This is a genomic window from Variovorax sp. GW821-FHT10D07 (assembly GCF_059415325.1).
Genome location: NZ_JBWKMZ010000029.1, coordinates 1 through 26,221, shown reverse-complemented (window position 1 = coordinate 26,221; position 26,221 = coordinate 1). Strand labels below are relative to the sequence as shown.

The window sequence follows — 26,221 nt, the reverse complement described above, 5'->3', positions numbered from 1 at the left end:
CGTGCCGCCCGGCCCGGCGCGATCAGGCGCGTTCCCAGCGGAACTTGCGCTCCGACTCCGCGATGGGCTGGTCGTTGATGCTCGCGTAGCGCCGCTGCATCAGGCCGTTGGGCGCGAACTCCCAGTTCTCGTTGCCATGGCTGCGGAACCAGTGGCCCGAGTCGTCGTGCCATTCGTACTCGAAGCGCACCGCGATGCGGTTGTCCATGAAGGCCCAGAGCGTCTTCTTCAGGCGGTAGTCGAGCTCGCGCACCCACTTGCGCTGCAGGAACTGCACCACCTGCTCGCGGCCGTTGACGAAGTCGGCGCGGTTGCGCCATTCGGTGTCGGGCGTGTAGGCCAGGCTCACGCGCACCGGGTCGCGCGTGTTCCAGGCGTCTTCGGCGGCCTGGACCTTCTTGAGCGCGGTCTCGAGCGTGAACGGGGGCAGCGGCGGGCGGGATTCGGATTCCATGGCGGTCTTTCGGTGAAGAGGGGAACGTTGGAAGGGAAGGTTGGAAGGAAAAGGCGGTGTAGCCCGGCCGCAATGTGCCACATGTAGACAGACCTGTCTACATGGCCGCGGGAGTGCCTACAATCGCGCCATGGACCTGGACCTTTCCGCCCTGCCCGCGCGCGAGCGCATCCTGCTCACGGCGCACGACCTCTTCTATGCCGACGGCATCCGCGCCACCGGCATCGACCGCGTGATCGCGGCCTCGGCCGTGACCAAGGTCACCTTCTACCGCCACTTCCCCTCGAAGGACGACCTGGTGCGCGCCTTCCTCGACCACCGGCATGCGCGCTGGATGGCCTGGTTCGTCGATGCGCTGGGGCGGCGCGGCGCGCACGAGCGCAGCGGCGACGCGCAGGCCCTGCTGCTGCTGGCCGACGTGATGGCCGAATGGTTCACCGACCCGGTGTTCCGCGGCTGTGCCTTCATCAACGCCGTGGCCGAGGTCGGCGGCAGCGTCGAGGGCGCGGCCGAGCGCGCGCGCGATCACAAGCGCGAGATGGTCGAGGTGATCGCCGACCTGCTGCCCACCACGCTGCCACAGCGCATGGCGCTCGCGCAGGCCGCCGCCATCGGCATCGACGGCGCGATCGTCAAGGCGCAGATGGGCGGCGCCGAGCTGGTGCGCGAGGCGGTCGAGGACCTGCGCCGGCTGCTGCGCGCGCTGGCCGACGCCGCGGCGCCTACTTCACCACCATCGCGGTGAACGGCCACACATAGGCCTGCAGGGTCACGAGGATGCCGACCAGGCAGGCCAGCGCGATCGAGTGGAAGAACACGTAGCGCAAGATCTCGCCCTCGTGGTTGAACCAGCGCGTGGCGGTCGAGGCCACCACGATCGACTGCGCATCGATCATCTTGCCCATCACGCCGCCCGAGCTGTTGGCCGCGCCCATGAGGTTGGGACTCAGCCCGAGCTGGTCGGCCGCCACCTTCTGCATGCCGCCGAACAGCACGTTCGAGGCCGTGTCGGACCCCGTGAGCGCCACGCCCAGCCAGCCCATCAGGGTGCCGAAGAAGGGATAGAGCACGCCGGTGTTGGCGAAGGCCAGGCCCAGCGTGGTGTCGAGCCCCGAGTAGCGCGTGAGCGTGCCCAGCGCGAGCATCAGCACGATGGTGAGCAGCGAGAACTTCACCAGCCACAGCGTGCGGCCGTAGGCGGCCACGAGCTGGACCGGGTTGTACTTCATGACCAGGCCGCCCACGAGCGCCGACACCAGGATGCCCGTGCCGGTGGCCGAGAGCAGCAGCAGCTGGTAGACCGCGCCTTCCTTGGTCGGCTTGGGCACCACCGGCGCCACCTTCTCGATCATGTTGTGCAGTCCCTCGATCGGGAAGTTGGGCGCGAAGATGCCGTTGAGCCAGGTCTTGACCGAGGGCAGGCCCCAGATGAACACGAACACCGTGAGGATCAGCCACGGGGTCCAGGCCCGCACCACCGCAGCGGTGGGGTGCTTGGCGGGCGCGCCCACCGGCGCGGCCTCGCCGCCGTCGGCCTCGTGGCCCTTGAGCGAGACCGAGGTCCACGCCTTGGCGGGCTTCCACACGCGCAGGAACAGCACCAGGCAGACCATCGAGACGATGGCCGCGATGATGTCCACCAGCTCGGGGCCGATGAAGTTCGACACCAGGTACTGCGGGATCGCGAACGAGACGCCGGTGACCAGAATCGCCGGCCAGACCTCCCACATGCCCTTGCGGCCCGCGAAGGCCCAGATCAGCCAGAACGGCACCAGCACCGAGAAGAAGGGCAGCTGCCGGCCGATCATCGCGGTGACGGCCATCAGGTCGTAGCCGTGCACCTTGGCCAAAGTGAGCACCGGCGTGCCGAGCGCGCCGAAGGCCACCGGCGCCGTGTTGGCGATCAGCGAGAGCCCCGAGGCCGCGAGCGGCGAGAAGCCCAGCCCGATCAGGATGGCGGCCGTGACCGCCACCGGCGTGCCGAAGCCGGCCGCGCCCTCGAAGAAGGCGCCGAAGGCGAAGGCGATCAAAAGCAGCTGCAGCCGCCGGTCCTCGGTGATGCCGGCGATGGAATCCTGCAGCACCTGGAAGCTGCCGTTCTGCTGCGTGAGCTGCTGCAGGAAGATGATGTTGAGCACGATCCAGCCGATCGGCAGCAGCCCGGTGATGCCGCCGAGGAAGGCGGCCTTGCCCGCCATGTCGGCCGGCATGCCGAAGGCGAAGACCGCGATCGCCAGCGCGCTGAGGAGGCCGAGCCCGGCCGCGAAGTGGGCCTTGACGTGCAGGAGGCCGAGGCACACCAGCATCACCACCACCGGTATCGCGGCGAGCGCCGTCGATACCACCATGTTCCCGAACGGGTTGTAAACCTGTTGCCAAACCATGTGTCTGTCTCCGTACTGTTGTATTCGATGTAACGGATGCGCTGCAACACACTGCGATCGCTCAGACCCCCTGTTCCTTTCCACCTGTCCCCTCTGCACTGCATTGCGGCGCGGCGAAACGAAGCGCCGGGGCGGTCGGGCCCGCGGCGCTTCGATACCATCGTACGCCCGCGGGCCCCGCGGCGCACCACCTGCGGACAACCGTGGGCCGCCCCGCGCCCTCGGGTACAACCTCCTTCTACGCACTGCCCTCCACACCTTCATGGCTTCCACGCGCCTCCCGTCCACCCAGGGCCTGCTCGCCTTCGAGGCCGTCGCGCGCCTGCGCAGCGTGAACCTGGCGGCCGAGGAGCTCAGCGTGACGCCCAGCGCCGTGAGCCACCGCATCCGCCAGCTCGAGTCGCAGCTCGGCCTGCGCTTCTTCGCGGGCAGCGACTTCAGCCTCAGCGCCGACGGCATCGTCTACCTGGCGCGGGTGCGCGAGGCCATCTTCGCGCTCGAGCAGGTGCCGGGCCGCGAGGCCGCGCCCCACACCCGCCGGCTGCGCGTGGCCGTCACGCCCACCTTCTCGCGCCAGATCCTGATGCCGCAGCTCGCGCGTTTCTGCGAGGCCCATCCCGAGGTCGAGCTGGTGATGCAGGTGACGGCGCCGATGCGCGAGAACGCGCTCGACGAGGCCGACATCGAGTTGCGTTTCGGCGCCGGGCCGTTCCGCCAGCGCGAGTTCCTGCAGTTCCCGGCCGATGCGCTCACGCCCGTGTGCAGCCCGGCCTACCTGAAGCGCCACGGCCCGTTCGAGGGTTTCGCGACCCGGGCCGAGGTGGAACGCGCCCAGCTGCTGCGCACCCCGCTCGAGAACTGGCGCATCTGGTTCGCGGCCCACGGCATCGGCCTGCCCGAGCCGGCCAGCGGCGCCCAGTTCACCGACCTGGGCCTGCTGCTCGAGGCGGCCGCCGAGGGCCTGGGCGTGGCGCTGATGCGGCTGCACCTGGGCCGCGCCTGGATCGACGGCGGCCGGCTGGTGCGGCTGTCGCCGGTCAGCGTGCCCTCGCCCAACCACTACTTCCTGTGCTGGCGGCCGGGCGCGCTGGAGCGCCCCGAATGCGCGGCCTTCGTGGCCTGGGCCCGGCAGTCGCTCGAGGGCTGACGAGGCGGGAAGCGGCCGCCTGAATTTTTTTCAGATCGCCGCGCAGCGTTTTTCAGCCCCGCCGGGGCCCGCCGCGGCCACACTCACGGCGCCGCGCGTTGCGCTGCGGGAGGGGCTGCTGCCCAATAATGGCGGCGGCCCGGCCCCCAGGCCCGCCCACGACAACAACCCCGTTCCACAGGAGACTCCCCGTGCCCGACCTTTCCAAGATCACCTGCATCGAAGACCTGCGGGTGGTCGCCAAGCGGCGCGTGCCGAAGATGTTCTACGACTACGCCGACTCCGGCGCGTGGACCGAGGGCACCTACCGCGCCAACGAGAGCGACTTCCAGAAGATCAAGCTGCGCCAGCGCGTGGCGGTCAACATGGAGGGCCGTTCCACCCGCACCACCATGATCGGGCAGGACGTGGCGATGCCGGTGGCGATCGCGCCCACGGGCCTCACGGGCATGCAGCACGCCGACGGCGAGATCCTGGGCGCGCTCGCGGCCAAGGCCTTCGGCATCCCGTTCACGCTCTCGACCATGAGCATCTGCTCGCTCGAGGACATCGCCGAGAACACCGACCGCCATCCGTTCTGGTTCCAGCTCTACGTGATGAAGGACCGCGACTTCATCGAGCGCCTGATCGACCGCGCGCGCGCGGCCAACGTGTCGGCGCTGCAGCTCACGCTCGACCTGCAGATCCTCGGCCAGCGCCACAAGGACATCAAGAACGGCCTGACCACGCCGCCCAAGCCCACCATCAAGAACCTGCTGAACCTCGCGACCAAGCCGCACTGGTGCCTCGGCATGCTGGGCACCAAGCGCCGCACCTTCCGCAACATCGCGGGCCATGCCAAGGGCGTGAAGGACCTGTCCTCGCTGTCCTCGTGGACCGCCGAGCAGTTCGACCCGGCGCTGAACTGGGGCGACATCGAGTGGATCAAGAAGCGCTGGGGCGGCAAGCTGATCCTCAAGGGCATCCTCGACGCGGAAGACGCGCGGCTGGCCGCGAACAGCGGCGCCGACGCGCTGATCGTGTCGAACCACGGCGGGCGCCAGCTCGACGGCGCGCCCTCCTCGATCAGCGCGCTGCCGGCCATCGCCGACGCCGTGGGCCGCGACATCGAGGTCTGGATGGACGGCGGCATCCGCAGCGGCCAGGACGTGCTCAAGGCGCGCGCCCTCGGCGCCCGCGGCACGATGATCGGCCGCAGCTTCCTCTACGGCCTCGGCGCCTACGGCCAGGCCGGCGTGACGCGCGCGCTGCAGATCATCCACAAGGAACTCGACGTGACCATGGCCTTCTGCGGCCATACCGACATCAACACGGTGGATTCGGGCATCCTGCTGCCGGGCACGTTCTAGCCGGCTGCCATGGGTCCGTTCCGGGGGCGCGGGCCGCGCGCAAGGCCCCATCGGCGATAGGCCGATGCGGCACCGGCTGACACGACCCGGTCATCGTGCGGCGCAGAATGGTCCGGCAACAACAACACGGCCGCCGGCCCGTTCGGTGGCCCACAGGCACCATGAGCGCGACCACGCCCCTCCACGCGAGCCCGGGAAGCCCGGCGGCTTCCGCATCCCCACCCCACTACACCGCGGAAGAAAAACGCCACCGCGTGTTCGCGATCATGGCGGCCTCCTCGGGCAACCTGGTCGAGTGGTTCGACTTCTACGTCTACGCGTTCTCGGCGCTCTACTTCGCGCCGGCCTTCTTCCCCAAGTCCGATCCCACCGCGCAGCTGCTCAACACCGCGGGCGTGTTCGCGGCCGGCTTCCTGATGCGGCCGATCGGCGGCTGGCTGTTCGGCCGCATCGCCGACCGGCTCGGGCGCAAGACCTCGATGCTGATCTCGGTCACGATGATGTGCGGCGGCTCGCTGGTCATCGCCTGCCTGCCGACCTACGCGGCCATCGGCGCCTGGGCGCCGTTCCTGCTGCTGATGTGCCGGCTGTTCCAGGGCCTGTCGGTGGGCGGCGAATACGGCACCACCGCCACCTACATGAGCGAGGTCGCGCTGCGCGGCCAGCGCGGCTTCTTCTCCTCGTTCCAGTACGTCACGCTGATCGGCGGCCAGCTGCTCGCGGTGCTGGTGATCGTGGTGCTCGAGCAGCTGCTGAGCGAGGCCGAGCTCAAGGCCTGGGGCTGGCGCATCCCGTTCGTGATCGGCGCCATCGCCGCGGTGGTCGCGCTGCTGCTGCGCCGCACGCTGCACGAGACCCAGAGCGACGAAGCGAAGAAGAACAAGGAGGCCGGCAGCATCGGCGGCCTGTTCAGGCACCACACGCCGGCCTTCCTCACCGTGCTGGGCTACACGGCCGGCGGCTCGCTGATCTTCTACACCTTCACCACCTACATGCAGAAGTACCTGGTGAACACGGTGCACCTGCCGATCAAGACCGCGAGCTACGTGATGACCGGCGCCCTGTTCGCCTACATGTGCATGCAGCCGCTGTTCGGCGCACTGTCGGACCGCATCGGCCGGCGCAACAACATGCTGCTGTTCGGCGGCCTGGGCGCGATCGCCACCGTGCCGATCCTCACCGCGCTGCAGCACACCACCAGCCCGGTGCTGGCCTTCGTGCTGATCATCGTGGCGCTGGCCATCGTGAGCTTCTACACCTCGATCAGCGGCATCGTGAAGGCCGAGATGTTCCCGCCCGAGGTGCGCGCGCTGGGCGTGGGCCTGGCCTACGCGGTGGCCAACGCGATTTTCGGCGGCTCGGCCGAGTACGTGGCGCTGGGGCTCAAGTCACTGGGCCACGAGTCGGCCTTCTTCTGGTACGTGAGCGCGATGATGGTGATCGCCTTCCTCGTAAGCCTGCGGCTGCCGCGGCAGGCCAGCTATCTGCACCACGACCATTGACCTGCGTGGCCGTGGCTATCCCCGGCATGAGGATTTCCAAACCCGCGCCGGGGTGAAGCGCGGCACCATGGAGCCTCAGCCAGGAGAACCACCATGACGCTTAACAACCTCAGAAAACTCGTCGGCGGCGCGATCTCGCTCGCGGGCGCCGCGGTGCTGATCTCGCAGCACCTCTGACGCACCGACTGCACCGCGCGGTGCTCAATCCGCGTACACGCCCGCGGCCTTGATGATCGGGCTCCACTTCGCGATCTCGGCCGCCACGAACTTCTTGTGGCCCTCGGGCTCGATGCGCCCGTCGGTCGCAACCACGGCGCCCAGCGCTTCCTCGCGCTTGATGAAGTCGGCGTCCTTCAACGCGGCCTTCAGGGCTTCGTTGAGCTTCTTCTGGATCGGTGCCGGCGTTCCCTTGGGCGCATACAGGCCGTGCCAGATCGTGACCTGGAAGTCCTTCAGGCCAGCTTCCTGCAGGGTGGGCAGGTCCTTCAGCAGCGGCGTGGTCAGGCGCTTGGGCGAGGTCACGGCATAGGCCTTGACCTTCTTGGCCTCGATCTGCGGCGAGGTGTTGGTGGTCTGGTCGCACAGCAGGTCGATCTGGCCGCCGATCAGGTCGGTGATGGCCGGCGCGGTGCCCTTGTAGGGCACGGGCGTCATCTCGGTCTTGGTGGCGCTCTGGTAGAGCAGGCCGCACAGGTGCGAGGCCGAACCCACGCCGGCATTGCCGATGTTGATCTTGCCCTTGTTGGCCGTCACCCACGAGGACAGCTCGGCGTAGTTGTTGGCCGGCAGGCTGGGCTTGGCGATCAGGGTCATCGGCACGTCGTTGACGATGCCCAGGTATTCGAAATCGGTCTCGACCTTGAACAGCACGTTGCGCACCAGCGTCGGCACGGTGGCCATGGCGATGTGGTTGAGCAGCAGGGTATAGCCGTCGGGTGCCGCGCGCGCCACCTTGGCCGCGCCGATCGAGCTGCCCGCGCCGGGCACGTTGTCGATGATCACGCTGGCACCGCCCAGCGGCTTGCGCAGCGCCTCGGCGAGGTCGCGCGCGACGCGGTCGGTGGGGCCGCCGGCCGCGAAGGGCACGACGATGGTGACGGGCTTGCCCGCCGGGAAGTCCTGCGCCTGCACGGTGAAGGCGCAGGCGGCGGCCACCGTGGCGAGGGCGAAGGCGAAAGCGGAACGCTGGGTCATGGAGTCTCCGGGTATTGAAAGGTCGAATGCGAAAAGAGGGTCAGGGCGCGCGTGCCGGCACGCGCTGCTCGAGCGGCGGCGGCTGCCAGGCCGGCTGAATGTGGCAGCCGTTCTTGCCGTCGGTGTCGTAGCGCGGCATCAGCGCGGCGCAGCGCTGCGCGAGCCCCGCGGGCGTGGGCTTCTCGCCCTTGTCGATCCAGTCGAGCAGCGCGGCGAACAGCGCCGGGTATTCCGAATCGCTGAGGTAGCTGTGCTCGCGCTCGTCGCTGAAGCTCTGCACCAGCAGCTCGCCGGTGCCGGCCGCGTCGCGGATGCGGCGGTAGGCGCTCTCGAGCTCGACGAAGGCGGTCGGGTCGTCGATGGCATGCAGCCCCACGGTGGGCAGCGCGGTGCGGCCCGTGGGCTGGCTGTCGGCCGCGAGCGCGCCCTTGGCCTGCGGATCGGCCGCGTAGCGCAGCACGCCGGCATTGAGCGCGGCGGCCTCGGCCGGCGCCGCGGCGTAGCTCACGCCGACATTGCCGAAGGGATTGCGGCCCTGCAGCCGCAGCTGCGTCAGGTCCTGGAACAGCCAGGTAGCCCAGTTCAGGTGGCCGACCAGCGAACGCTCGGGGATCTTCACCGCGGTGAGGAGGGTCTTGAGCCGCGCGGCCTGCTCGGGCGTGCGCTGCGCCGCGGGCAAGCCCACGCCGGTGCAGTCGCGCACGCGGTCGGCCAGTTCCTTGCGCGTGAGCTTCGCATCGAGCGGCAGGCCCTGCCACAGCGGGTACTGCGGCTCGTCGGGCTTGGGATGGTTGCGGCAGACGTACTGGTAGACCACGCGCAGGTCGAGCCGGAAGTCGTAGGCGCTGTTGCCGCCGCCGAGCACGCCGCTGGTCAGCAGCAGGCCGTCGTAGGGGCCCTTGGCACCGCCGGCCGGCGCATAGAGCTCGGCCGCCTTCGCCGCCACGCCCGCGCCATAGCTCTGGCCGTGCAGCAGGGTGCGGCGCGGCTCGCCGAACTGGCGCACGAAGAGCTGGCGCAGGCGCTCGGTGTCCTCCGCCGCCATCGTCACGCCATAGCCGCCGCGCCGGTAGGTGGAACCGGCCCAGGCATAGCCGGCCTTCACGGTGACGGCCCAGCGCTTGAGGTCCTCCTCGCTGCGCTCGAGCTTGGGGGGGCCGGTTTCAGGGCCGCCGTGCGCGTGCATCACGAGCACGCCGCGGTTCCAGTCCTTGGGGATCGCGATCCAGTAGAGCGCGCCGGTGCCGTCGGCGCCGGTGTAGCAGCGGGCGCCCTCGGGGACCGGGGCCGGGCAGGTGGCGGCGCGCGGTCCTTCGACGCGCGCGGCCTGCGCCGGCAGCGTGGCGAACAAGGCGGTAGCCGCGGCCAGCGCCGCCGCGAAGGCGGGCCGCGCCCGCCGCTCGAGATGCATCGTCAATGGCGTACTCCGAGTTGCAGCGCCGCGCTCGTGCCCGCGCCGGACACGAAGCCGAGCACGCCGCTGTTGAAGAGGAAGTGGTCAAGCGCACCGAGGCTGGATTCCACCACGCCCGGCACCGGCTTGTCGTAGCTCAGCGTCGCGGTCGTGCCCGCGAGGTTGAAGCCGGTGCCGGTCACGGTGGCCGCGGCGTTCTCGCCCTTCACGCTGGCCATCACGTAGCTGCCGTCGGCCGCGCCCGCGGTCAGGCTCAGCTGCGTCGCGTGCAGGCGCAGGCCGAAGCTGGTGGCCGATTCGCGCACCAGGTGCATCGGCACCGCGGCGCCGTTCACCAGGCCGATCACCATCGAGCCGGTGAGCGTGCCGCCGGTGGTGGTGGCGCCGCCGGTCGGCGCGGTGGTGCGCAGGTCGAAGGCATTGCGCGTGCCGTTCCAGCTGATGTAGCCCTTTTCGGTCTCGGTGCAGTTGGCGTCGTAGACCATGAAGCTGCCGGCATTGCCCGCCGCGCTGCGGCAGTACTGGAAGGTGCCCGCGTTGCGCAGCCGCACCGCGCCGGCATAGGGCACGGCGCTGCCGCTGCCCTGCTGCACACCGACCGTGTTGAAGATGTTCGCGACCGGGTTGAACACCGCGGGCGAGGCCGAGTTCTCGAAGGTGTTCTGGAACGCGAGCAGCGGTGCGAAGCCGCCGCCGCTCGGCGCGTTCACGCCGCCCAGCAGCACGCCGCCCGGCGCGAAGGCGAACACCGCGCCGCTCTCGCCGCTGGTGTAGCTGCACTGGCCCTGCGACACCAGCGTGCCGCTGCGCGTGGTGCCGGCGGTGCGCTGCAGGCTGGCATCGACGGTGACGGTGTAGGCCATGGTCGCCGGGTCGATCTGCACGCGCAGCTCTTCGCCGAAGCTGTCGCCGCCTTTGTAGGTGGCAACGGCCGCGGGCAGGTTCGGGCAGGCCAGCGGATCGCCAACCTCGGTCACGCAGCTGTAGTTGACGGCCGCATCGAGGCTGCCGCTGCCGCGGTACTTGGGCCAGGCCGGGAACTGGCACAGCGGACGGGTGCGGCCATAGGTGCCGGCCACCGCATCGACCGCCACGCCGGTGGCGGGCGCGAGGCCGCCCTCGACCCAGCCCTCGAGCGCCGCGAGCGAATCCCAGTTGGGGATGAACACGCCGGTGCCATGGCCCATGCCGGGCACGGTGTAGAAGCGCACGTTCTGGTCGACCGAGGCCTGGCCCACGGTGGCGATCAGCTGCTTGTAGTAGTCGATGGTCGAGTTCGGGCTGATCACCTCGTCGGCCAGGCCGTGCAGCATGATCAGCTTGCCGCCGTGCGCGAAGAAGGGCGCGAGGTCCGGGTTGGTGGCGTCGGTGAGGTTCGACACCTCGGTCACGCGCGCCGCGTAGGCGCCGGGGTTCAGTGGATCGAAGGTCAGCGTGTCGAAGCCCTCGATGCGCGTCACGAAGTACTTCACCCACTGGTCGCCGGTGACGTACATGTTGGCGTCGGCCGAGGTGGCCGGGTTGGCCGGCACCTTGCGCGTGCCGAGGTCGCGCGTGGTGTACGGGCCCGCCACCAGCGCGCCTTCGAGCAGGTTGTAGCCGCCCGCGCGCTTCACGCCGTTGCCCAGCGCGTAGCTCGTGAACTCGAGCGGCGACTCGATCGTGCGCACGGTATCGAGCTGCGCGTCGGACAGGCAGCCGTCGCCGGTGTCGGTGCCGCCGGTGCAGCGCAGCGAGGCGAGGATCTGCGTGTTGAGCTGGCGGCAGCTCTCGACGTTGCTCACGATGCCGTCGGCCGCGCCGTCGAGCTTGTCGCAGGCCTGCAGCACGGTCCGCTGCACCAGCAGCGTCTTGGCCACGTTCATCCAGCCCGCGCCGCCGTTGTTGTAGAGCGCGCGGCCCACGGCCACATTCGACAGCCGCGTGCCCGTGTAGTTGAGCGCGGGCTCGTTGGCGATCACGCCGTCGTAGTCGAGCGGCCAGCGCTGGATGTAGCTCAGCGCATCGCGCCCGCCGGTCGAGGTGCCGAGGAAGTAGGCCTTCTTCGGCTTGCTGCCGTAGCGCGCGAGCACCAGCGCCTGCGCCACGTCGCGCGTCTTCTTGAGCGACTGGCCGCCGTAGTTGGCGAGCTGCTCGTCGTTGGCGGCGAAGCGGCCGTCGGTGATGCTGCTGGCCTGGTGGCCCGAGTCGTCGCCGTAGGTGGCATAGCCGAGCGCGAGCGGCGCGGGCTTTTCGCGCGGGCCGAAGCGGATCACCTCGGTGCCGTCGATCAGCACGCCGTCGAAGCCGCCGCCGCCGAAGTGGATGGTCTTCTGGTTCCACTTCTCGGGCAGGTTCAGCGCGAAGTTGATCAGCTGCGAGTTCGGGTCCACCGGCTGGATGGTGCCGCGCACGCGGCAGTAGTCGCCGTAGTTGTTGCCGGCATCGCCCGCGGCCACCGCGGTGGCGCTGGTCACGGTGGCGCCCTGCGTGGGCAGGCTGATCTGCGCGGCGGCCAGGGTCATGCCGGCGAGCTCGGCGCAGGCCTTCGCGGTCTGGGCCGGCGGCGGCTCCACCGGCGGGTTGCCGCCGTCGCCACCATTCGCGGGCGGATTGACGGGCAGGAACGGAAAGCCGCCGCCCCCTCCTCCTCCGCCACCGCAGGCGGCCAGGATCAGCGAGAGGCCCAGTGCGGTGGCACCGGCGCGCAGCATGGAGGGAAGGCCGAGTCGGGTCGGCACGGATGTCGGCAAGGGGCGCGGTGGGCGCATGGTCTTTGTCTCCGGAACACGGCCTCGTGGGGCCGCTCATTGAATAGGCGGCCGGACGATAGAAGCAGCCTGACCTAGGGTCAAATAAAATAACAAGGCACTTTCAATATGAAAAAAGTATGGAGATAAGACCGCTGCGCTACTTCGTGGCCGTCGCCGAGACCGGCCACATGACGCGCGCCGCCGAGCGCCTGGGCATCCAGCAACCGCCGCTGAGCCTGACCATCAAGGCGCTGGAACGCGAACTCGGGGTGCTGCTGTTCAAGCGCCATCCGCGCGGCGTGACGCTGACCGACGCCGGCCGCCAGTTCCAGGCCGAGGCGCTGCGCATGCTGCAGGACATGGACGCGATGCGGCAGCGCATGGCGCGCGTGGCCAGCGGCCAGGCCGGCAGCCTGGCCGTGGGCTTCACCAGTTCGGCCGCCGCGCACCGCTTCGTGCCCGAGGCGCTGCGCGCGTTCCGGCGCGAGTACCCCGACGTCGAGCTGCAGCTCAGCGAGAACAACGCCGCCGAGATCACCGAGGCGCTGGCCGCGGGCCGCGTGCATTGCGGCCTGCTGCGCGTGCCGGTCGACCGGCCCGCGGGCCTGGCGTTCGAGACCCTGCTGCGCGAGCCGGTGCTGGTGGCGATGCCCAGCGACCACCGCTTCGCCACCGCGCGCAGCCAGCGCACGGCTTCCCGCCCGCTGCCGCTGGCAAAACTCTGCGAGGAAGACCTGATCCTGGTGCGGCGCCCCGGCGCGCCCGGCCTCTATGCCGAGCTGCTCGCGCTGTGCCATGCCAAGGGCCTGCGCCCGCGCGTGGTGGCCGAGGTCGAACGCATGATGACCAACCTCAACCTCGTGGCCGCGGGCGTCGGGCTGTCGGTGGTACCGGCCTCGATGACCGGCGTGCATGCGCACGCGATCGCCTATGCGCCGCTGGCCGACGGCGGCGCGCTCGACGCGCCGCTCACGCTGGTGTCGCGCGCCGACGAGGACAACCTGCCCGCGCGCCGTTTCGCCGCGCTGCTGCGCGGCCTCGCGGCCGGCGACGCGAAGGGCCGGCCATGACGCGGGCGCTGCATCGCCGCGTGCTGCTGGGCGCGGGCGCGTCCTTCGTCGGCCTCGCCACGCTCGGCGTGTCGCGCGCCAGCACCGCGCCGGCCTGGCCCAGTCGGCCGGTGCGGCTGATCGTGGTCTACCCGCCGGGCGGCGTCAGCGACGGCATGGCGCGCGTGCTGGCCGAGCCGCTGGCGCAGTCGCTCGGCGTGCCGGTGCTGATCGAGAACCGGCCCGGCGCCGGCGGCAGCGTGGGCATGGATGCGCTCGCGCGCGCCGTGCCCGACGGCCACACGCTGGCCTTCTCGGCCATCAGCCCGCTCACGCTGCATCCGCTGCTCGCGCGCGTGGCCTACGACCCGCTGCGCGCCTTCGTGCCGGTGGCCAGCCTGATGCGCACGCCGGTGCTGGTGGTCGGCACCCAGGCCTTCACCGGCCGCGGCTTCGGCGACCTGATCGCGCAGGCGCGCGCCCAGCCCGGCGCGGTGCGCTGGGCCAGCTCGGGCGTGGCCACCATCGGCCACCTGGTGCTCGCGCAGGTGCGCATGCAGAGCCGCACCGACATCACCCACATCCCCTACCAGGGCGGCGGCCCGCAGCTCAACGATGCGCTGAGCGGCCAGTTCGAGGTGCTGTCGACCAACGTCGCGGCGCAGCAGCTGCAGTACATCGAGAGCGGCCGCTTCCAGGCCCTCGCGGTCGGCGCGCCGCGCCGCATCGAGGCCCTGCCCGAGGTGCCCACGCTCGCCGAGCTCGGCTACGAGCGCGCCAACCGCGATTCGCTGTTCGGCCTGTTCGCGCCGGCGCGCACGCCGCAGCCCGTGGTGCAGCGGCTCAACGCCGAGATCCAGCGCCTGCTGCGCGGCGAGACGCTGCGGCTTCGGCTGCGCGAGGCCTACAACCTGCCGGCCGGCGGCAGCAGCGAGGATTTCGCGCGCGAGATCGCGCTCGACCGGCGGCGCAACCGGGCGCTGGTGGCGGGAGATCGCTCGCAGTTCGATTGAGGCCGCATCGCGCGGCCGGCGCGGTGCTCACAAGGTGTGAAGAAACCGTAGCGAGCGCGCCGAGGTCGCGCTGAGGACCGGAGCCGTACTCCGTACGGTGAGGACCGGAGGTGCGAGATCGGGGCGCGCAGCAGGGTTTGTTCACATCTTGTCAGGCTTCGGCGACCCAGAGCCCCGGATAGTCGTGCACGAAGCCATCGGCCGTGACGCCCAGCACTGCCTCGTAATCGAAGCGCTTCGCCACGTAGCGGTACGCGTTGTCGCCGCTGCGCTCGTAGCGCTGCATCAGCTCGCCGAGGCTGCCGCCATCGAGGTCGATCCAGGCCGCGGGCGCATCGGCGCCCTCGCCCTTCGAGAGATTGAGGCGACGCAGCTGCAGCAGGTTGGTCGCGGGCGTGAAGCCCAGGTCGAGGTCGACGCAGTGCGAGAGATCGGGCACCGGTTCGTCGTTGAGCTTCCAGCGGCCCTGTGCGTCGCGCGTGATCGAGAGGTCGACCGTGCTGTCGCCGAGCCAGCCGCGCACCGTGCCCCACTGCGCATGCCAGTGCAGGTCGCAGCGCACGCGGTAGTGCAGCTGCGCCACCCGGCCGTCCTCGGCGCGGAAGGCCGAGGCGCCGTCGAGCTGCCAGGCGCTGGCATTGCGTTCGAGACGGCAGGCATCGTGGCCCGGGACGTCGAGCCTGCGCCAGAGGATGGAAGCGATGGTTTGCATGGGGCGGATGATGGCGCGGGCGGTGGGGCGGCGCAAGCATTGCCCCGCCACGCCGCAGGTGCTGGTCAGGTTCGGGAACTAGCGTCGCTCGCCATGACGCCGCCCGACGCCTGCCTCGCCACCCGCCTGCTCGACCGCCTCGATCGGCTGGCGATGCCGCTGGCGCTCGCGATCGCGCTGCTGCTGTTCCTGCAGTGGCCGCTGCGCGGTCTCGCCGGGGCCGGCTTCGGACCGACGCAGGCCAACGACCTCGCGCAGTGGCTGTTCGCGCTCTACGTGGCGGTGGCGCTGCGGCATGCGGGCCGCCGCGGCGCGCACCTGGTGGCGCGGCCCGACCTTGCCGCGGGCAGTCCCGCGCGCTGGCGCCGCGCCGGTGCCGCGCTGTGCGTGCTGCCGTGGGCGCTGTTCCTGGTGGCCGTGTCGGCACGGCCGGTGCTGGGCTCGGTGGCCGCGCTAGAGCGCTTTCCCGACACCTTCAACGCGGGCTACTTCATGGTCAAGATCGCGCTGCTGCTGCTCGCCGTGCTGCTCGCGCTGCAGGCGGCGCTCGAGCTCTGGCAGGCCTGGCCGTGGCGGCGCACGCGATGAGCGCCGGTACCGGCTGGCTCGGCCTGGCGCTGCTCGCGGTGGCGCTCGCGCTGATGATGAGCACGGGCTGGCCGACCTATGCGGTGCTGCTCGGCGTGTCCACGCTCGGCGCGGTGACGGGCCTGGCGCTCGGCGCCTTCGACATGGCGCTGCTGCAGAACCTGCCATGGCGCATCGTCGGCCTGCTCGAGCACGACCTGCTGCAGGCGCTCGCGCTCTATGCGCTGGTGGGTGCGCTGCTCAACCGGCTCGCGCTCGCGCAGCACCTGTACGAGGGCCTGCGCCGCCTGCTCGCGCGCATCGCGCCGCGCGCGGCCGCCGAGATCGCGGGCATGGTGCTCGGCCTGCTGCTGGCGCCGATGAACGGCTCGGTCGGCGCAAGCCTGCTCACGCTGGCGCGCACCGCGGGCGAGGGCTGGGCACGCGAAGGCCTGCCGGCCCCGCGCCGCACGGCGCTGGTGGCGGTGACCGGCACGCTCGGCGTGATCGTGCCGCCCTCGCTGGTCCTGCTGCTGCTTGCCGACGCGATGCTGCGTGCCCACACCGAGGGCGTGAACATGGCGCGCAGCCTGGGCCTGCCGGGCGCCGCGGCCGAACGCATCGTCAACACGCAGGACATCCTGCAGGCCGCGTTGCTGCCGGCCGCGGCGCTGTTCGCGGGCTGGCTCGCGATCGCCGCCTGGAGCGCGCGGCGCGAGCGGCCCGTCCTGTCGGCCACACCGACCGCGCGCGAGCCGCTCACGAGGCCGCAGCGCTGGACCCTTTCGATCGTGCCGCCCGTGATCGGCACGCTGCTGGTGCTGATCGCGCTCGGCCGCGTGCGGCCGGTCGAAGGCGCCGCCACCGCCTGCATGCTGCTGCTGGGCTGGGGACTGGTCTCGGGCCAGCTGCTGCGCGCGGGGCTGCTGCGCCAGGTGCTCGACGACGCGATGGCACTGACCGGCGCGCTCTATGCGCTGCTGGTCGCGGCCACCACCTTCTCGCTGCTGCTGCGCGGCTTCGGCACCGATGCGCTGGTCATGCGGCTGATGCTCGCGCTGCAGGGCCATCCGATGATCGGCCTGGGCGCCGTGCTCGCCATCCTGCTGGCCTGCGCCTTCGTGCTCGATGCCTTCGAGCTGATCTTCCTGGTGGTGCCGATCGTGATGCCGCCGGTGCTCGCGCAACTCCCCGACGCGGCCTGGATCGCGACGCTCGCGCTGCTGGTGCTGCAGGCCGGCTTCCTGCTGCCGCCCTTCGGCTATGCGCTGGTGCTCGCGCGCGGGCAGACCGTGCCGCGCCCGCCGCTGCGCGCGGTGGCGCTCGCGCTGGCCCCTTACCTCGTGCTGCTCGCGCTGGTGATGGCCGCGGCGATGGCCTGGCCCGGCAGCACGCGCTGGCTGCGCGATGCGCCCGAGTCGGCGGCCGCGCAGGCACCGATGGACGCCGACACGGTCGACCGCCTGATGCGCGAGATGGCCCCGCCGCCCGATCCGGCCGACGGCGTGCCCGCCACCGAATCGCCCTGAACGAAGCCGCGGGCGCTACTGCACCGCCGCCAGCACGCGATCGAAGAACTCCGCCGCCGTGCGGCCGAAATCCTCGGGCAGGTAGTCGCGCTCGAAGTCGCGCGCGAACGCGGCCTCGACGTCGTCGTGCGAACCCCGGTAGTCGGTGATCTCGGCACGCAGCGCGGCCAGCTCGGCCGGGGTGCTCGATTCGCGGTACGAGGCCATGATCTCGGCGCCGGTCTCGCCGAAGAGGATGTCGGCATCCTGGCCGAAATAGACCTTGGTCAAGTGGTCGATCAGTTCGAATCGCATCGTGGGATTTTTCGTGCTGGCTGTCAGAACGGATGGGCGGTGAGGATGTAGAAGGGCTTGCCGTTGTAGGCCTTCATGTTGAGCGTCACGCGCACCTTGGTGAGCTGGCTCACGGCCGTGCTGCCGCGCTGCACGCCGATGCCGACCACGGTGCCGATGTCGTGCTCGAAGGCCATCGGCTTGGAGCCCACCTGCGCCGAGCGCGACCAGGCGCGGATCGCGCGCGCATTGGCGCGCACCGTCTGGCTGATGGCCGACTCGGCGGTGGCGAGGTCGAAGAACGACGACGACTTCTGCAGGCTGGGCTTCTTCGCGAAGCGGTCGAACAGGTCCTGCGCCGATTTGCCGACGTGTTCGCGGATGGTGTGGCCGCCGGCCTTGGAGCCGGCCACGCCTTCGTGCTCGATGAGGCGCACGGGCTCGAGCTTGAAGCGGCTCGCGCGCACCGCGATGACGCGCGATGCGGCGAGGCCGCCGGCCACGAACAGCGGCACCGCGACGTCGACCGCGAGCCCCACCTGCGCGCCGGTCTCGGGCGAGGCACCCATGGCCTGCGCGGCGGCATCGGCCGTCATGGAGGTGGCGGTGCGCTGCGAGCGGCCGGTCCAGATCTGGCGCGCGGCGGTGGCGGTGACGTCGCTGCCGTGGGCACCGAGCACCACGCAGCCGACCTTGCTCGCCATCGTGGGTTCGGGCGCGACGCACAGCACGCCCGCGCCGACCAGCTCGATGACGCCGCCGACCAGCGCCGCGGTGCCCCAGAGCCGGTTGCTGAGGCTCGCCGACTCGGGCACGTCCTCGCCACCGAGCACCGCCGCCAGCTGCACCGGCGTCAGCGCGACCGAGAGGCCGCCTTCGTCGTCGTCACCCATGGTGGATTCCTTTCCCTAGAACGTGTTCATGATCTTTTCATGGTGCCCGCAAGGCAGCAAAGCGTCGCAATCTAGGCGCGCGCCGCCGTCCAGGCTGATGCCTGGACAAGGTGCGCAACGACGAGTGCGGCGCTTTGCTGCCTTGCCCTTCGGGTTGCCCCGCAAAGCTGGCATCTGCGGCGTTGCAAATGCTCGTCGGGCCACCAGCCCGGCTGCGCTTTGCGCCTTGCACCTGCCAGCTTTGCGGGGCAACGGGCACCATGAAAAGATCATGAACACGTTCTTGGCCCTTGCGGAGGATTGAAATTCCGAAGCATTCTTGCACGGCCCGGGCGAACATCGGCGCAGCGCGAGACAATCGTTACCGTGAGTTCCAAGCCTGCCGCCACGCCCCCGATCCGCCGCATCGCCCACCTCGACATGGACGCCTTCTACGCGTCGGTCGAGCTGCTGCGCTATCCGCAGCTCAAGGGCCTGCCGGTGGTGATCGGCGGCGGCCGGCGCAGCGTGGACGAGGCGATCCGCCACCTGCCGCCCGGCGGCACGCTGGCCGACATTCCGGTCGATGCCTTCGCGCGGCTCAAGGACTACGTGGGCCGTGGTGTGATCACCACCGCGACCTACCCGGCGCGGCAGTTCGGCGTGGGCTCGGCCATGGGGCTCATGAAGGCCGCCAAGCTGTGCCCCGACGCGATCCTGCTGCCCGTGGACTTCGAGGAAATCCGCAAGTACTCGCGCGGCTTCAAGTCGATCATCACCGACATCGCGCCGCTGATGGAGGACCGCGGCGTGGACGAGGTCTACATCGACTTCACCGAGGTGCCCGGCGGCCAGCGCGAGGGCGGGCGCACGCTGGCGCGGCTGATCCAGAAGTCGATCTTCCAGGCCACCGGCCTGACCTGCTCGATCGGCGTGGCGCCCAACAAGCTGATCGCCAAGATGGCGAGCGAATTCAACAAGCCCAACGGCATCTCGGTGGTCTACCAGGACGACATCGAGACCCGCATCTGGCCGCTGCCCTGCCGCAAGGTCAACGGCATCGGGCCCAAGGCCGACGAGAAGCTCAAGCGCCTGGGCATCGAGACCATCGGCCAGCTCGCGGCCTGCGAGCGCGGCTGGCTGATCGACAACTTCGGCAAGTCCACCGGCGCCTGGATGCACGAGGTGGCGTGGGGCCGAGACGACCGCCCGGTGGTGACCGAGAGCGAGCCGGTCTCAATGAGCCGCGAGACCACCTTCGAGCGCGACCTGCATGCGGTGCGCGACCGCGCGGAGCTCGGCGAGATCTTCACGCGGCTGTGCGAGAAGCTCGCCGAGGACCTGCAGCGCAAGGGCTATGTGGGCAAGACCATCGGCATCAAGCTGCGCTACGACGACTTCAAGATCGCCACGCGCGACCAGACCATCGACCGCTTCACCGACGACGCGAAGACCATCCGCCGCACGGGCGGCCTGTGCCTGAAGCGCGTGCCGCTCGAACGCCCGCTGCGCCTCCTGGGCGTGCGCGTGGGCGCGCTGGCGCGCGCGGGCAGCCCCGAGGCGCTGGCACCGGCCGGCGGCGCGCAGCGCCCGGCCGCCGCGCCCGAGTCGGCCACCGCTTCGCTGTTCTGACGCCATGGCCTTCATCGCACGCTGGCTGCGCCGCTTCTCGCTGCTGCTGCTCGGCCTCGTGGTGCTGATCGGGCTCTACGTGGGAACGGCCTTCGCGCTGGTGTTCTGGCCCAGCCATGCGAAGGCCACGGCGCCGGCCGCGCCCTATGTCGAGGCCTGGGTGCTGAGCAACGGCGTGCACACCGACTACGTGTTCCCGGTGCGCTCGGCGCTGATCGATTGGCAGAAGTTGTTCCCGCTCGCGGACTTCCCGGCCGTGCCGCCCGGTGCCGAATACGTGGCGCTGGGCTGGGGCGACCGCGAGTTCTACCTGCACACGCCGACCTGGGCCGACCTCACGGCCGCGCGCGCGCTGGGCGCGCTGTCGGGCCGCAACCGCGCGCTGCTGCACGTGAGCTATCTGCGGCGCGACCAGTTCGGGCCCGGCGCGTTCCGACTGCCGCTGTCGATGCCGCAGTACCTGCGCCTGATCGAGCATGTGCGCAGCACCTTGCCCGCGGGCCAGGCGACGGCCATCGCGGGCGCGCACTACAACGCGCAGGACGCCTTCTACGAGGCCAACGGCGCCTACCACCTGTTCGAGACCTGCAACACCTGGACCGGCCGCGGCCTGCGCCGCGCGGGCGTGAAGGTCAGCCGCTGGACGCCGTTCGACTTCACGGTGACCTGGCATCTGCAGCCGGCGCCCTGAGCGCGGCCCCGTGCCTCAAGGCCGCGGCACGCCGCCCTGCCACTGCCCCCAGTTCGCCACGATGTGGTCGACCACGCGCGTGCCCACCAGCGCGATGTTCTCCACCGTCTCGGCGAAGCCGCCGGCCGTTTCGCCGGGCGCGGGGTCGAGATGCTGCAAGGTGGTCTCGTTGGGATTGCCCTGGTCGAAGTTGACCGCGCCGCGCAGGCTCATCACGCGGTCGGTGCCGTGGGTGCGCTGGATCACGAGCGTGATCGCGGCGGCCTCCATCTCGGTGATCACGTAGTCGTCGGCGCCATAGAGCTTCGCGATGTACTGCGCCTGGTTCGACATGCCGGGGCCGTGGAAGAAGGTGTCGCCCGTCATGTGGGTGCCGGTGCCGACGAAGGGCGCGCGGCGCGCCGCGGCATCGGGATAGCGCAGCCGGTAGCTGCGCGCCGATTCGGAATCCTTGAGCGGCGTGTCGGCCGTGAGCTTCATGGCCCAGCCGACGAGGTCGGGGTTGAGCTTGAAGCGGCGGTACGACTCGTAGCCCTTGCGCGGCATGAAGGTGGGCTCGCCGGGCTTGTTCTCCTCGGGTGCCCAGCGGTGGCCGAGGTCGTAGTCGACCAGCCAGGTGGCCCAGCTCACCTCGCCGATGGTGCCGCGCGAAGGCGGCGTGCCGGCCACGCCCGAGATCACGTAGTAGGCCTGCGAGAAATCGAACTGCGGGTTCAAGAGGATCGCCTGCATCGAGGCCGAGGAATTGACCTTGCCCATGCCGAGCACCGCGCCGCAGACGCCGTCGGCATTGCAGTAGACGGGCTGGAGCGCGCCGGGCACGGCCATCGGCTTCGCGCCCTTCCAGTAGCGCTCGTACCAGTGCTGGAACTCGCCCGCGCGATCGCCGCTGTTCTGGCCGATCTCGAACATGGCGGCGACGAACACCTTCACCTTCACGGGCAGTTCGGCGCGGGCCTCGGCGCCGGGCGCGGGCGGCATGGTGGCGGCACTGGCGGCACCGGCCAGCAGCGCGGCGGCGGCCAGCGCCGAGAGGCGGGCGAAGCACAGGGAGGAGGAAGACGGCATGGGGGACTCCGTGGGTTCGAGGATGAGGGCAGGACACGCAAGCGCGGCCATCGCACCGGCGGCGCTCGCGGCGTCCTACAGCCGCGCATTGTCGGCGCTGGCACAACGGGCCTGTCTACACCACGCAACCACCATGCCGGACACAGCATCCTCCGCGAGACGGCCTCCGTCCAAGCCCACGCCGATCGCGAACGGGCTGGTCTACGTGAACCCCGACATGCCGGGCATCCGGCGCCTGCGGCACGGCGCGAAGTTCCGCTACCGCGACGCGCGCGGCCAGTGGGTGCGCGACGCGGACGAACTCTCGCGCATCCGCATGCTGGCGATTCCGCCGGCCTACGACGAGGTGTGGATCTGCCCGCTGCCCAACGGTCACCTGCAGGCCACGGGCCTCGACGCGCGCGGCCGCAAGCAGTACCGCTACCACGCCGACTGGCGGGCGCTGAAGGACGAGACCAAGTTCGACCGGCTTGAGGCCTTCGCGCGCGCGCTGCCGCGCATCCGCGCGCGGGTACAGCGCGACCTCCAGGCCGGCAAGGTCACGGGCGCGCCGGCCCGCGCGCAGGTGCTGGCCGCGCTGGTGCGGCTGCTCGATACCACCCTGATGCGCGTGGGCAACGAGGAGTACGCGAGCAGCAACGGTTCCTACGGCCTCACCACGCTGCGCAACCGGCATGCGGCGGTGAAGGGCGCGGCGCTGCGGCTGCGCTTTCGCGGCAAGAGCGGCGTGATGCACGAGGCCACGCTCGAGGACCCGCGCGTGGCGAAGATCGTGCGCGGCTGCCAGCAACTGCCGGGGCAGGCGCTGTTCCAGTACGTGGGCGAGGACGGCGAGCCGCACAGCGTCTCGTCGACCGACGTCAACGACTACCTCGGCGAGGTGGTCGAGGGCCAGAAGGGCCTGGACGGCGAGCGCTTCACCGCGAAGGACTTCCGCACCTGGCATGGCACGGTGCAGGCGTTGGAGCTCACGCGGCTGGCCTGCGAGCCGGGTCGGGTCGCCTCGGACGGCAACCGCTACACCGCGAAGGACATCCTCGCGACCGTGGCGCGCCAGCTCGGCAACACGCCCGCGGTCTGCAAGAAAGCCTATGTGCATCCCGCGGTGCTGTCGCTGGGCAGTGCGCTCGCGAGCACCGAGGCCGATGCGGCGTCGGCCCTGCTCGAACGCATCGCGGGGCGCCGCAGCGCGCGGCCGTCGCGCGGGCTGCACGCGGCGGAGCGGCGGCTATTGGGTTTTCTGCAGGCGCATCGGCGCGAAGCCCAGGCCGCGACGCGGCAGCGCAAGAGCGCCAAGCCCGCATCGGGTTCAACGGCCTCGAAGAAGGAAACGAAGCACGCACCGCTGCCGGTGCGCAAGGCCGCGCCGGCGCGGCCGCGTGCTCAGCCCGCGCCGAGCGAGAAGCGCACGCTGTCGCGCTCGAGCGCGATGCGGTAGCCGAGGTCCTCGGCCAGGCTCTGCAGCGCGACCGCGTCGATGGCCAGCGCGCGTGGTGCGCGGTGCGCATCGAGCACCGGATTGACGGCGCTGGCCTCGCGCGGCAATGCCGCGAAGCGCAGGCCTTCGGGGCCATCGGCCTCGATCCGGATCGCGCCAGCCTCGGGCGCGCCGTCGTGCAGGTAGCCGAGCGCGCCGAGGAACAGGTAGCGCAGCGCGGCCGCCGAGGGCCAGCGCTTCTCGTCCTCGCCGGCGGCGAGCGCATCATCCACCTCGAGCGACACGCCATGCAGGTCGAAGGCGGCGCGCATCAGCGCGACGCAGCGCGCCACCAGCGCCGCGCGCGTGATGCCGTCGTCGGTGGTGGCCAGCTCCCAGTCGCGCAGCGAGCGGATGCCCTCGACCAGTTCGGACACCTGGCCGTCGACCAGGCCCATGCGCTCCTCGCTGACGGCGCGGTCGATGGTCTCGGCGCCGAGCTGGCGCTTGAGCATCAGCAGCGCCATGCGGATCACCGACACCGGCGCCGCCATGTCGTGGCGCAGCGCGGGCAAGGCGCGGGTCAGCAGTTCGTGGCGCACGCCGGCGGCGATCCAGCTGCGGGCTCCGGGAGAGCTCTTCATCGCGCTACGGCTCCCGCCGCGGGGGCGGCTTGCAAGGAACGATGCCCGAGCGTCGGGCCAGGGAGGGAAGCGAGGAAGGGGGGGAGGTTCAAGGGAAATGTCCCGGTGCGAGGCAAGCGACAGAGTATCGGCCGCGCCTCGCCGCCCGGGTGTAGGAACCTGCCTACGCAGGTTCCCGTTCACCGTCGCTCAGGGCTTGCCGAGGTAGGTGCGCACGTCCTTGACCTCGACGCCGGCGGCCGCCACCGCCGAGCGCAGTTGCGCTTCGGTCACGCCCAGGGTCTGGGTCCAGTAGCGCATCTCGTGCGCCTCGTTCACGTTGATGCGCGAGCGGTCGGGCTGTCCGCGCTTGCTCAGGTCGTCTGCCATGGTGCTGTCCTCCAGGATGGTTCAGGGAATGGGCAGCAGATTGCGTCCGTTCGATGAAGGCGCCGGAAAGACCGCAGCGCGTCCCGTTGCAGGACATGTCCGAAGCGCGGCGAGTCGCGCGCAATCGACGGCCGCGACCGGGCATCCGCCTTGGCCGAAGGGAGGCTTCCGAAATCCGAGAGACGCGCGCCGCGCGCGCGGATAGATTCAGGCGATGCACAGCAACGACACCCGCTTCCCCGACATCCGCGACGCCGTGCGCGACCTCTGCGCGCAGTTTCCCGACGAATACTTCCGCAAGATCGACGAGGCGCGCGGCTATCCCGCCGAGTTCGTGGACGCGCTCACCCAGGCCGGCTGGATGGCCGCGCTGATCCCGCAGGCGTACGGCGGCTCGGGCCTGGGCCTGACCGAGGCCTCGGTGATCATGGAAGAGATCAACCGCTGCGGCGGCAACTCGGGCGCCTGCCATGGCCAGATGTACAACATGGGCACGCTGCTGCGCCATGGCAGCGAGGCGCAGAAGCAGCGGTACCTGCCGAAGATCGCGAGCGGCGAACTGCGGCTGCAGTCGATGGGCGTGACCGAGCCCACCACGGGCACCGACACCACGAAGATCAAGACGACGGCGGTGAAGAAGGGCGACCGCTATGTCGTCAACGGCCAGAAGGTGTGGATCTCGCGCATCCAGCATTCCGACCTGATGATCCTGCTGGCGCGCACCACGCCGCTGGCCGAGGTGAAGAAGAAATCCGAGGGCATGTCGATCTTCATCGTCGACCTGCGCGAGGCCATCGGCCAGGGCATGACGGTGCGGCCGATCCTCAACATGGTGAACCACGAGACCAACGAGCTGTTCTTCGAGAACCTCGAGATCCCGGCCGAGAACCTGATCGGCGAGGAAGGCCAGGGCTTCAAGTACATCCTCGACGGGCTCAATGCCGAGCGCACGCTGATCGCGGCCGAATGCATCGGCGACGGCTATTGGTTCATCGACAAGGTGACGGCCTATGCCAAGGAGCGCGTGGTGTTCGGTCGCCCGATCGGCCAGAACCAGGGCGTGCAATTCCCGATCGCCGAGGCCTTCATCGAGGTCGAGGCCGCGAACCTGATGCGCTACGAGGCCTGCCGCCTGTTCGACGCACGCGAGCCCTGCGGCGCGCAAGCCAACATGGCGAAGTACCTCGCGGCCAAGGCGAGCTGGGAGGCGGCGAACGCCTGCCTGCAGTTCCACGGCGGCTTCGGCTTCGCCTGCGAATACGACATCGAGCGCAAGTTCCGCGAGACGCGGCTCTACCAGGTGGCGCCGATCTCGACCAACCTGATCCTCAGCTATGTGGCCGAGCACATGCTCGGCCTGCCGCGTTCGTTCTGAGCGACGGGTCCGCCGCCGTCTTCTCAGTCGAACAGACGGCCATTGCCGGGCGAGCGCGCATCGAGCCCGGCCTTGCGCACCAGGTCGCGAAAGCCCGCGGGCGAACTCGAGACCACGGGCACCTGCAGCATCGACTCGAGCTCGCGCACGGCGTCGAGCGTGACGAGTCCGCCGCAGGAGATGAGGATGCCGTCCGCCCCCGGCCGTGCCTCGAACACCCGGCGGCCCAGGTCCACCAGCACCTGCGTGCCGACCTGGCCGACCTGCTGCACATCGGAGATCGACAGGCCTTCGATGGCCAGCGGTTCGAAGTCGCTCTGTTCGAGGTAGCGCCGCAGCTGCACGTTGACCTCGTCGATGTAGGCGGTGGCCACGGCGACGCGCTTCACGCCGAGGCTGCGCAGTCCTTCGACGATGGCGTTGCTCATGGTGGTGCAGGGCAGGCCGGTGGCGCGCGACATCTCGACTTCGAGTTGCCGGTTGAAGGCGGCACCGCGGAAGAAGCTCAGCGAAGTGCCCATGAGGGAAATGGCGCCGACGCCCTCCTCCTTGAGTTCCAGCGCCTTGCCGATCACCGAGTCGATGACTTCGGTGTAGCCGCGCGTCGAGATTTCTCCGAGGCCCAGGCCGCGTGCACTGAAGCGGATGCGGGTGCCGTAGAGAAGTGGGCCGTCGATGGGGACTTCGCCTGCTTTCGGGGGGACTATGAGGCCCAGGTGGGGCATTTTTGGTTGCCTTCGTTTTTAGGGTTCGGGGTGCGTGCACAGGACAGCGGGTACTTCCCTCCGCGAATGTCCCCCGGCCTGCGGCCTCCTCCTTGATTTCGCTGCGGGA

24 protein-coding genes are annotated in these 26,221 nt (G+C 70.4%); 12 read left to right on the top strand and 12 right to left on the bottom strand.

From position 1 onward, the window contains the following. Positions 1-22: 22 nt before the first annotated feature. The gene (locus AC07PU_RS41450) at positions 23-454 is read right to left on the bottom strand and encodes a nuclear transport factor 2 family protein (RefSeq protein WP_057595284.1); all 432 of its coding nucleotides are present in this window, start codon (positions 452-454) and stop codon (positions 23-25) included. 136 nt (positions 455-590) lie between these two features. Here AC07PU_RS41450 and AC07PU_RS41445 point away from each other — a divergent pair, with 136 nt between their 5' ends. Continuing rightward, on the top strand, positions 591-1,199 hold the full coding sequence (locus AC07PU_RS41445; RefSeq protein ID WP_093349248.1) for a TetR/AcrR family transcriptional regulator: 609 nt from the start codon (positions 591-593) through the stop codon (positions 1,197-1,199). Here AC07PU_RS41445 and AC07PU_RS41440 read toward each other — a convergent pair. Beyond that, complete coding sequence (locus AC07PU_RS41440) at positions 1,177-2,838, bottom strand: L-lactate permease (protein ID WP_495323568.1); 1,662 nt, start codon at positions 2,836-2,838, stop codon at positions 1,177-1,179. The two genes, AC07PU_RS41445 and AC07PU_RS41440, sit on opposite strands and share 23 nt — an antisense overlap. Before the next feature lie 262 nt (positions 2,839-3,100). Between AC07PU_RS41440 and AC07PU_RS41435 the strand changes: the two genes are divergently transcribed. The 3 genes from AC07PU_RS41435 (at position 3,101) to AC07PU_RS41425 (ending at position 6,836) form a co-directional block, all read left to right on the top strand. Then, a complete protein-coding gene (locus AC07PU_RS41435) occupies positions 3,101-3,985 on the top strand; it encodes a LysR substrate-binding domain-containing protein (protein WP_296784151.1) in 885 nt (294 codons plus the stop codon). 191 nt (positions 3,986-4,176) lie between these two features. Beyond that, a complete protein-coding gene (locus AC07PU_RS41430; RefSeq protein WP_208513188.1) occupies positions 4,177-5,334 on the top strand; it encodes an alpha-hydroxy acid oxidase in 1,158 nt (385 codons plus the stop codon). Positions 5,335-5,495: 161 nt separating this feature from the next. After that, positions 5,496-6,836 (top strand): MFS family transporter, encoded by a 1,341-nt coding sequence (locus AC07PU_RS41425; protein WP_093348443.1) that lies wholly within the window; start codon positions 5,496-5,498, stop codon positions 6,834-6,836. A 201-nt stretch (positions 6,837-7,037) separates the two neighbouring features. On the opposite strand, the gene AC07PU_RS41420 is transcribed toward AC07PU_RS41425, so the two are convergent. From AC07PU_RS41420 to AC07PU_RS41410, 3 genes are read right to left on the bottom strand one after another with little or no spacing between them, the layout of a single operon-like run. Continuing rightward, positions 7,038-8,030: a tripartite tricarboxylate transporter substrate-binding protein gene (locus AC07PU_RS41420; RefSeq protein WP_495323567.1), complete on the bottom strand. Its 993-nt coding sequence runs from the start codon at positions 8,028-8,030 to the stop codon at positions 7,038-7,040. A gap of 40 nt (positions 8,031-8,070) precedes the next feature. Beyond that, positions 8,071-9,441 (bottom strand): alpha/beta hydrolase family protein, encoded by a 1,371-nt coding sequence (locus tag AC07PU_RS41415; RefSeq protein ID WP_495323586.1) that lies wholly within the window; start codon positions 9,439-9,441, stop codon positions 8,071-8,073. A gap of 2 nt (positions 9,442-9,443) precedes the next feature. Then, on the bottom strand, positions 9,444-12,137 hold the full coding sequence (locus AC07PU_RS41410; protein WP_495323585.1) for a tannase/feruloyl esterase family alpha/beta hydrolase: 2,694 nt from the start codon (positions 12,135-12,137) through the stop codon (positions 9,444-9,446). 176 nt (positions 12,138-12,313) lie between these two features. Between AC07PU_RS41410 and AC07PU_RS41405 the strand changes: the two genes are divergently transcribed. Next, positions 12,314-13,246 (top strand): LysR substrate-binding domain-containing protein, encoded by a 933-nt coding sequence (locus AC07PU_RS41405; protein ID WP_431511875.1) that lies wholly within the window; start codon positions 12,314-12,316, stop codon positions 13,244-13,246. Beyond that, the gene (locus tag AC07PU_RS41400; protein WP_495323566.1) at positions 13,243-14,238 is read left to right on the top strand and encodes a Bug family tripartite tricarboxylate transporter substrate binding protein; all 996 of its coding nucleotides are present in this window, start codon (positions 13,243-13,245) and stop codon (positions 14,236-14,238) included. Before AC07PU_RS41405 ends, AC07PU_RS41400 begins: the two co-directional genes overlap by 4 nt. 151 nt (positions 14,239-14,389) lie before the next feature. On the opposite strand, the gene AC07PU_RS41395 is transcribed toward AC07PU_RS41400, so the two are convergent. Then, positions 14,390-14,950, bottom strand: coding sequence for a putative glycolipid-binding domain-containing protein (locus AC07PU_RS41395; protein WP_495323565.1), 561 nt, complete (start codon positions 14,948-14,950; stop codon positions 14,390-14,392). A gap of 93 nt (positions 14,951-15,043) precedes the next feature. Between AC07PU_RS41395 and AC07PU_RS41390 the strand changes: the two genes are divergently transcribed. Further along, positions 15,044-15,538, top strand: a complete 495-nt coding sequence (locus AC07PU_RS41390; protein WP_093356123.1) for a C4-dicarboxylate ABC transporter substrate-binding protein — start codon at positions 15,044-15,046, stop codon at positions 15,536-15,538. Continuing rightward, positions 15,535-17,046 (top strand): TRAP transporter large permease subunit, encoded by a 1,512-nt coding sequence (locus AC07PU_RS41385; protein WP_495323564.1) that lies wholly within the window; start codon positions 15,535-15,537, stop codon positions 17,044-17,046. Before AC07PU_RS41390 ends, AC07PU_RS41385 begins: the two co-directional genes overlap by 4 nt. A gap of 15 nt (positions 17,047-17,061) precedes the next feature. On the opposite strand, the gene AC07PU_RS41380 is transcribed toward AC07PU_RS41385, so the two are convergent. Together AC07PU_RS41380 and AC07PU_RS41375 are read right to left on the bottom strand one after the other, a co-directional pair. Then, positions 17,062-17,340 carry a contact-dependent growth inhibition system immunity protein gene (locus AC07PU_RS41380; RefSeq protein WP_495323563.1) on the bottom strand — a complete coding sequence of 93 codons (279 nt, stop codon included), beginning with the start codon at positions 17,338-17,340 and terminating at the stop codon, positions 17,062-17,064. A 23-nt stretch (positions 17,341-17,363) separates the two neighbouring features. After that, a complete protein-coding gene (locus AC07PU_RS41375) occupies positions 17,364-18,212 on the bottom strand; it encodes an RNase A-like domain-containing protein (protein ID WP_495323562.1) in 849 nt (282 codons plus the stop codon). A 420-nt stretch (positions 18,213-18,632) separates the two neighbouring features. Here AC07PU_RS41375 and AC07PU_RS41370 point away from each other — a divergent pair, with 420 nt between their 5' ends. Together AC07PU_RS41370 and AC07PU_RS41365 are read left to right on the top strand one after the other, a co-directional pair. Continuing rightward, positions 18,633-19,823, top strand: coding sequence for a Y-family DNA polymerase (locus AC07PU_RS41370; RefSeq protein ID WP_495323584.1), 1,191 nt, complete (start codon positions 18,633-18,635; stop codon positions 19,821-19,823). Between the two features lie 4 nt (positions 19,824-19,827). Further along, complete coding sequence (locus AC07PU_RS41365; RefSeq protein WP_495323561.1) at positions 19,828-20,514, top strand: TIGR02117 family protein; 687 nt, start codon at positions 19,828-19,830, stop codon at positions 20,512-20,514. 15 nt (positions 20,515-20,529) lie between these two features. Here AC07PU_RS41365 and AC07PU_RS41360 read toward each other — a convergent pair whose 3' ends face one another. Beyond that, entirely contained in the window at positions 20,530-21,582 is a 1,053-nt protein-coding gene (locus AC07PU_RS41360) for a purine-nucleoside phosphorylase (RefSeq protein ID WP_093356134.1), read from the bottom strand. Between the two features lie 133 nt (positions 21,583-21,715). Between AC07PU_RS41360 and AC07PU_RS41355 the strand changes: the two genes are divergently transcribed. Beyond that, positions 21,716-23,020: a DNA topoisomerase IB gene (locus tag AC07PU_RS41355; RefSeq protein WP_495323560.1), complete on the top strand. Its 1,305-nt coding sequence runs from the start codon at positions 21,716-21,718 to the stop codon at positions 23,018-23,020. Here the strand turns inward: AC07PU_RS41355 and AC07PU_RS41350 are convergent. Both AC07PU_RS41350 and AC07PU_RS41345 read right to left on the bottom strand, forming a co-directional pair. After that, positions 22,966-23,643 (bottom strand): hypothetical protein, encoded by a 678-nt coding sequence (locus tag AC07PU_RS41350; RefSeq protein ID WP_398499858.1) that lies wholly within the window; start codon positions 23,641-23,643, stop codon positions 22,966-22,968. The genes AC07PU_RS41355 and AC07PU_RS41350 overlap by 55 nt on opposite strands. Positions 23,644-23,832: 189 nt before the next feature. Then, on the bottom strand, positions 23,833-24,012 hold the full coding sequence (locus AC07PU_RS41345) for a DUF3606 domain-containing protein (RefSeq protein ID WP_057592921.1): 180 nt from the start codon (positions 24,010-24,012) through the stop codon (positions 23,833-23,835). A gap of 214 nt (positions 24,013-24,226) precedes the next feature. Between AC07PU_RS41345 and AC07PU_RS41340 the strand changes: the two genes are divergently transcribed. Continuing rightward, positions 24,227-25,387, top strand: a complete 1,161-nt coding sequence (locus tag AC07PU_RS41340; RefSeq protein WP_177239582.1) for an acyl-CoA dehydrogenase family protein — start codon at positions 24,227-24,229, stop codon at positions 25,385-25,387. Between the two features lie 23 nt (positions 25,388-25,410). Here AC07PU_RS41340 and AC07PU_RS41335 read toward each other — a convergent pair whose 3' ends face one another. Beyond that, complete coding sequence (locus AC07PU_RS41335; RefSeq protein WP_495323559.1) at positions 25,411-26,112, bottom strand: arylmalonate decarboxylase; 702 nt, start codon at positions 26,110-26,112, stop codon at positions 25,411-25,413. Positions 26,113-26,221 lie beyond the last annotated feature (109 nt).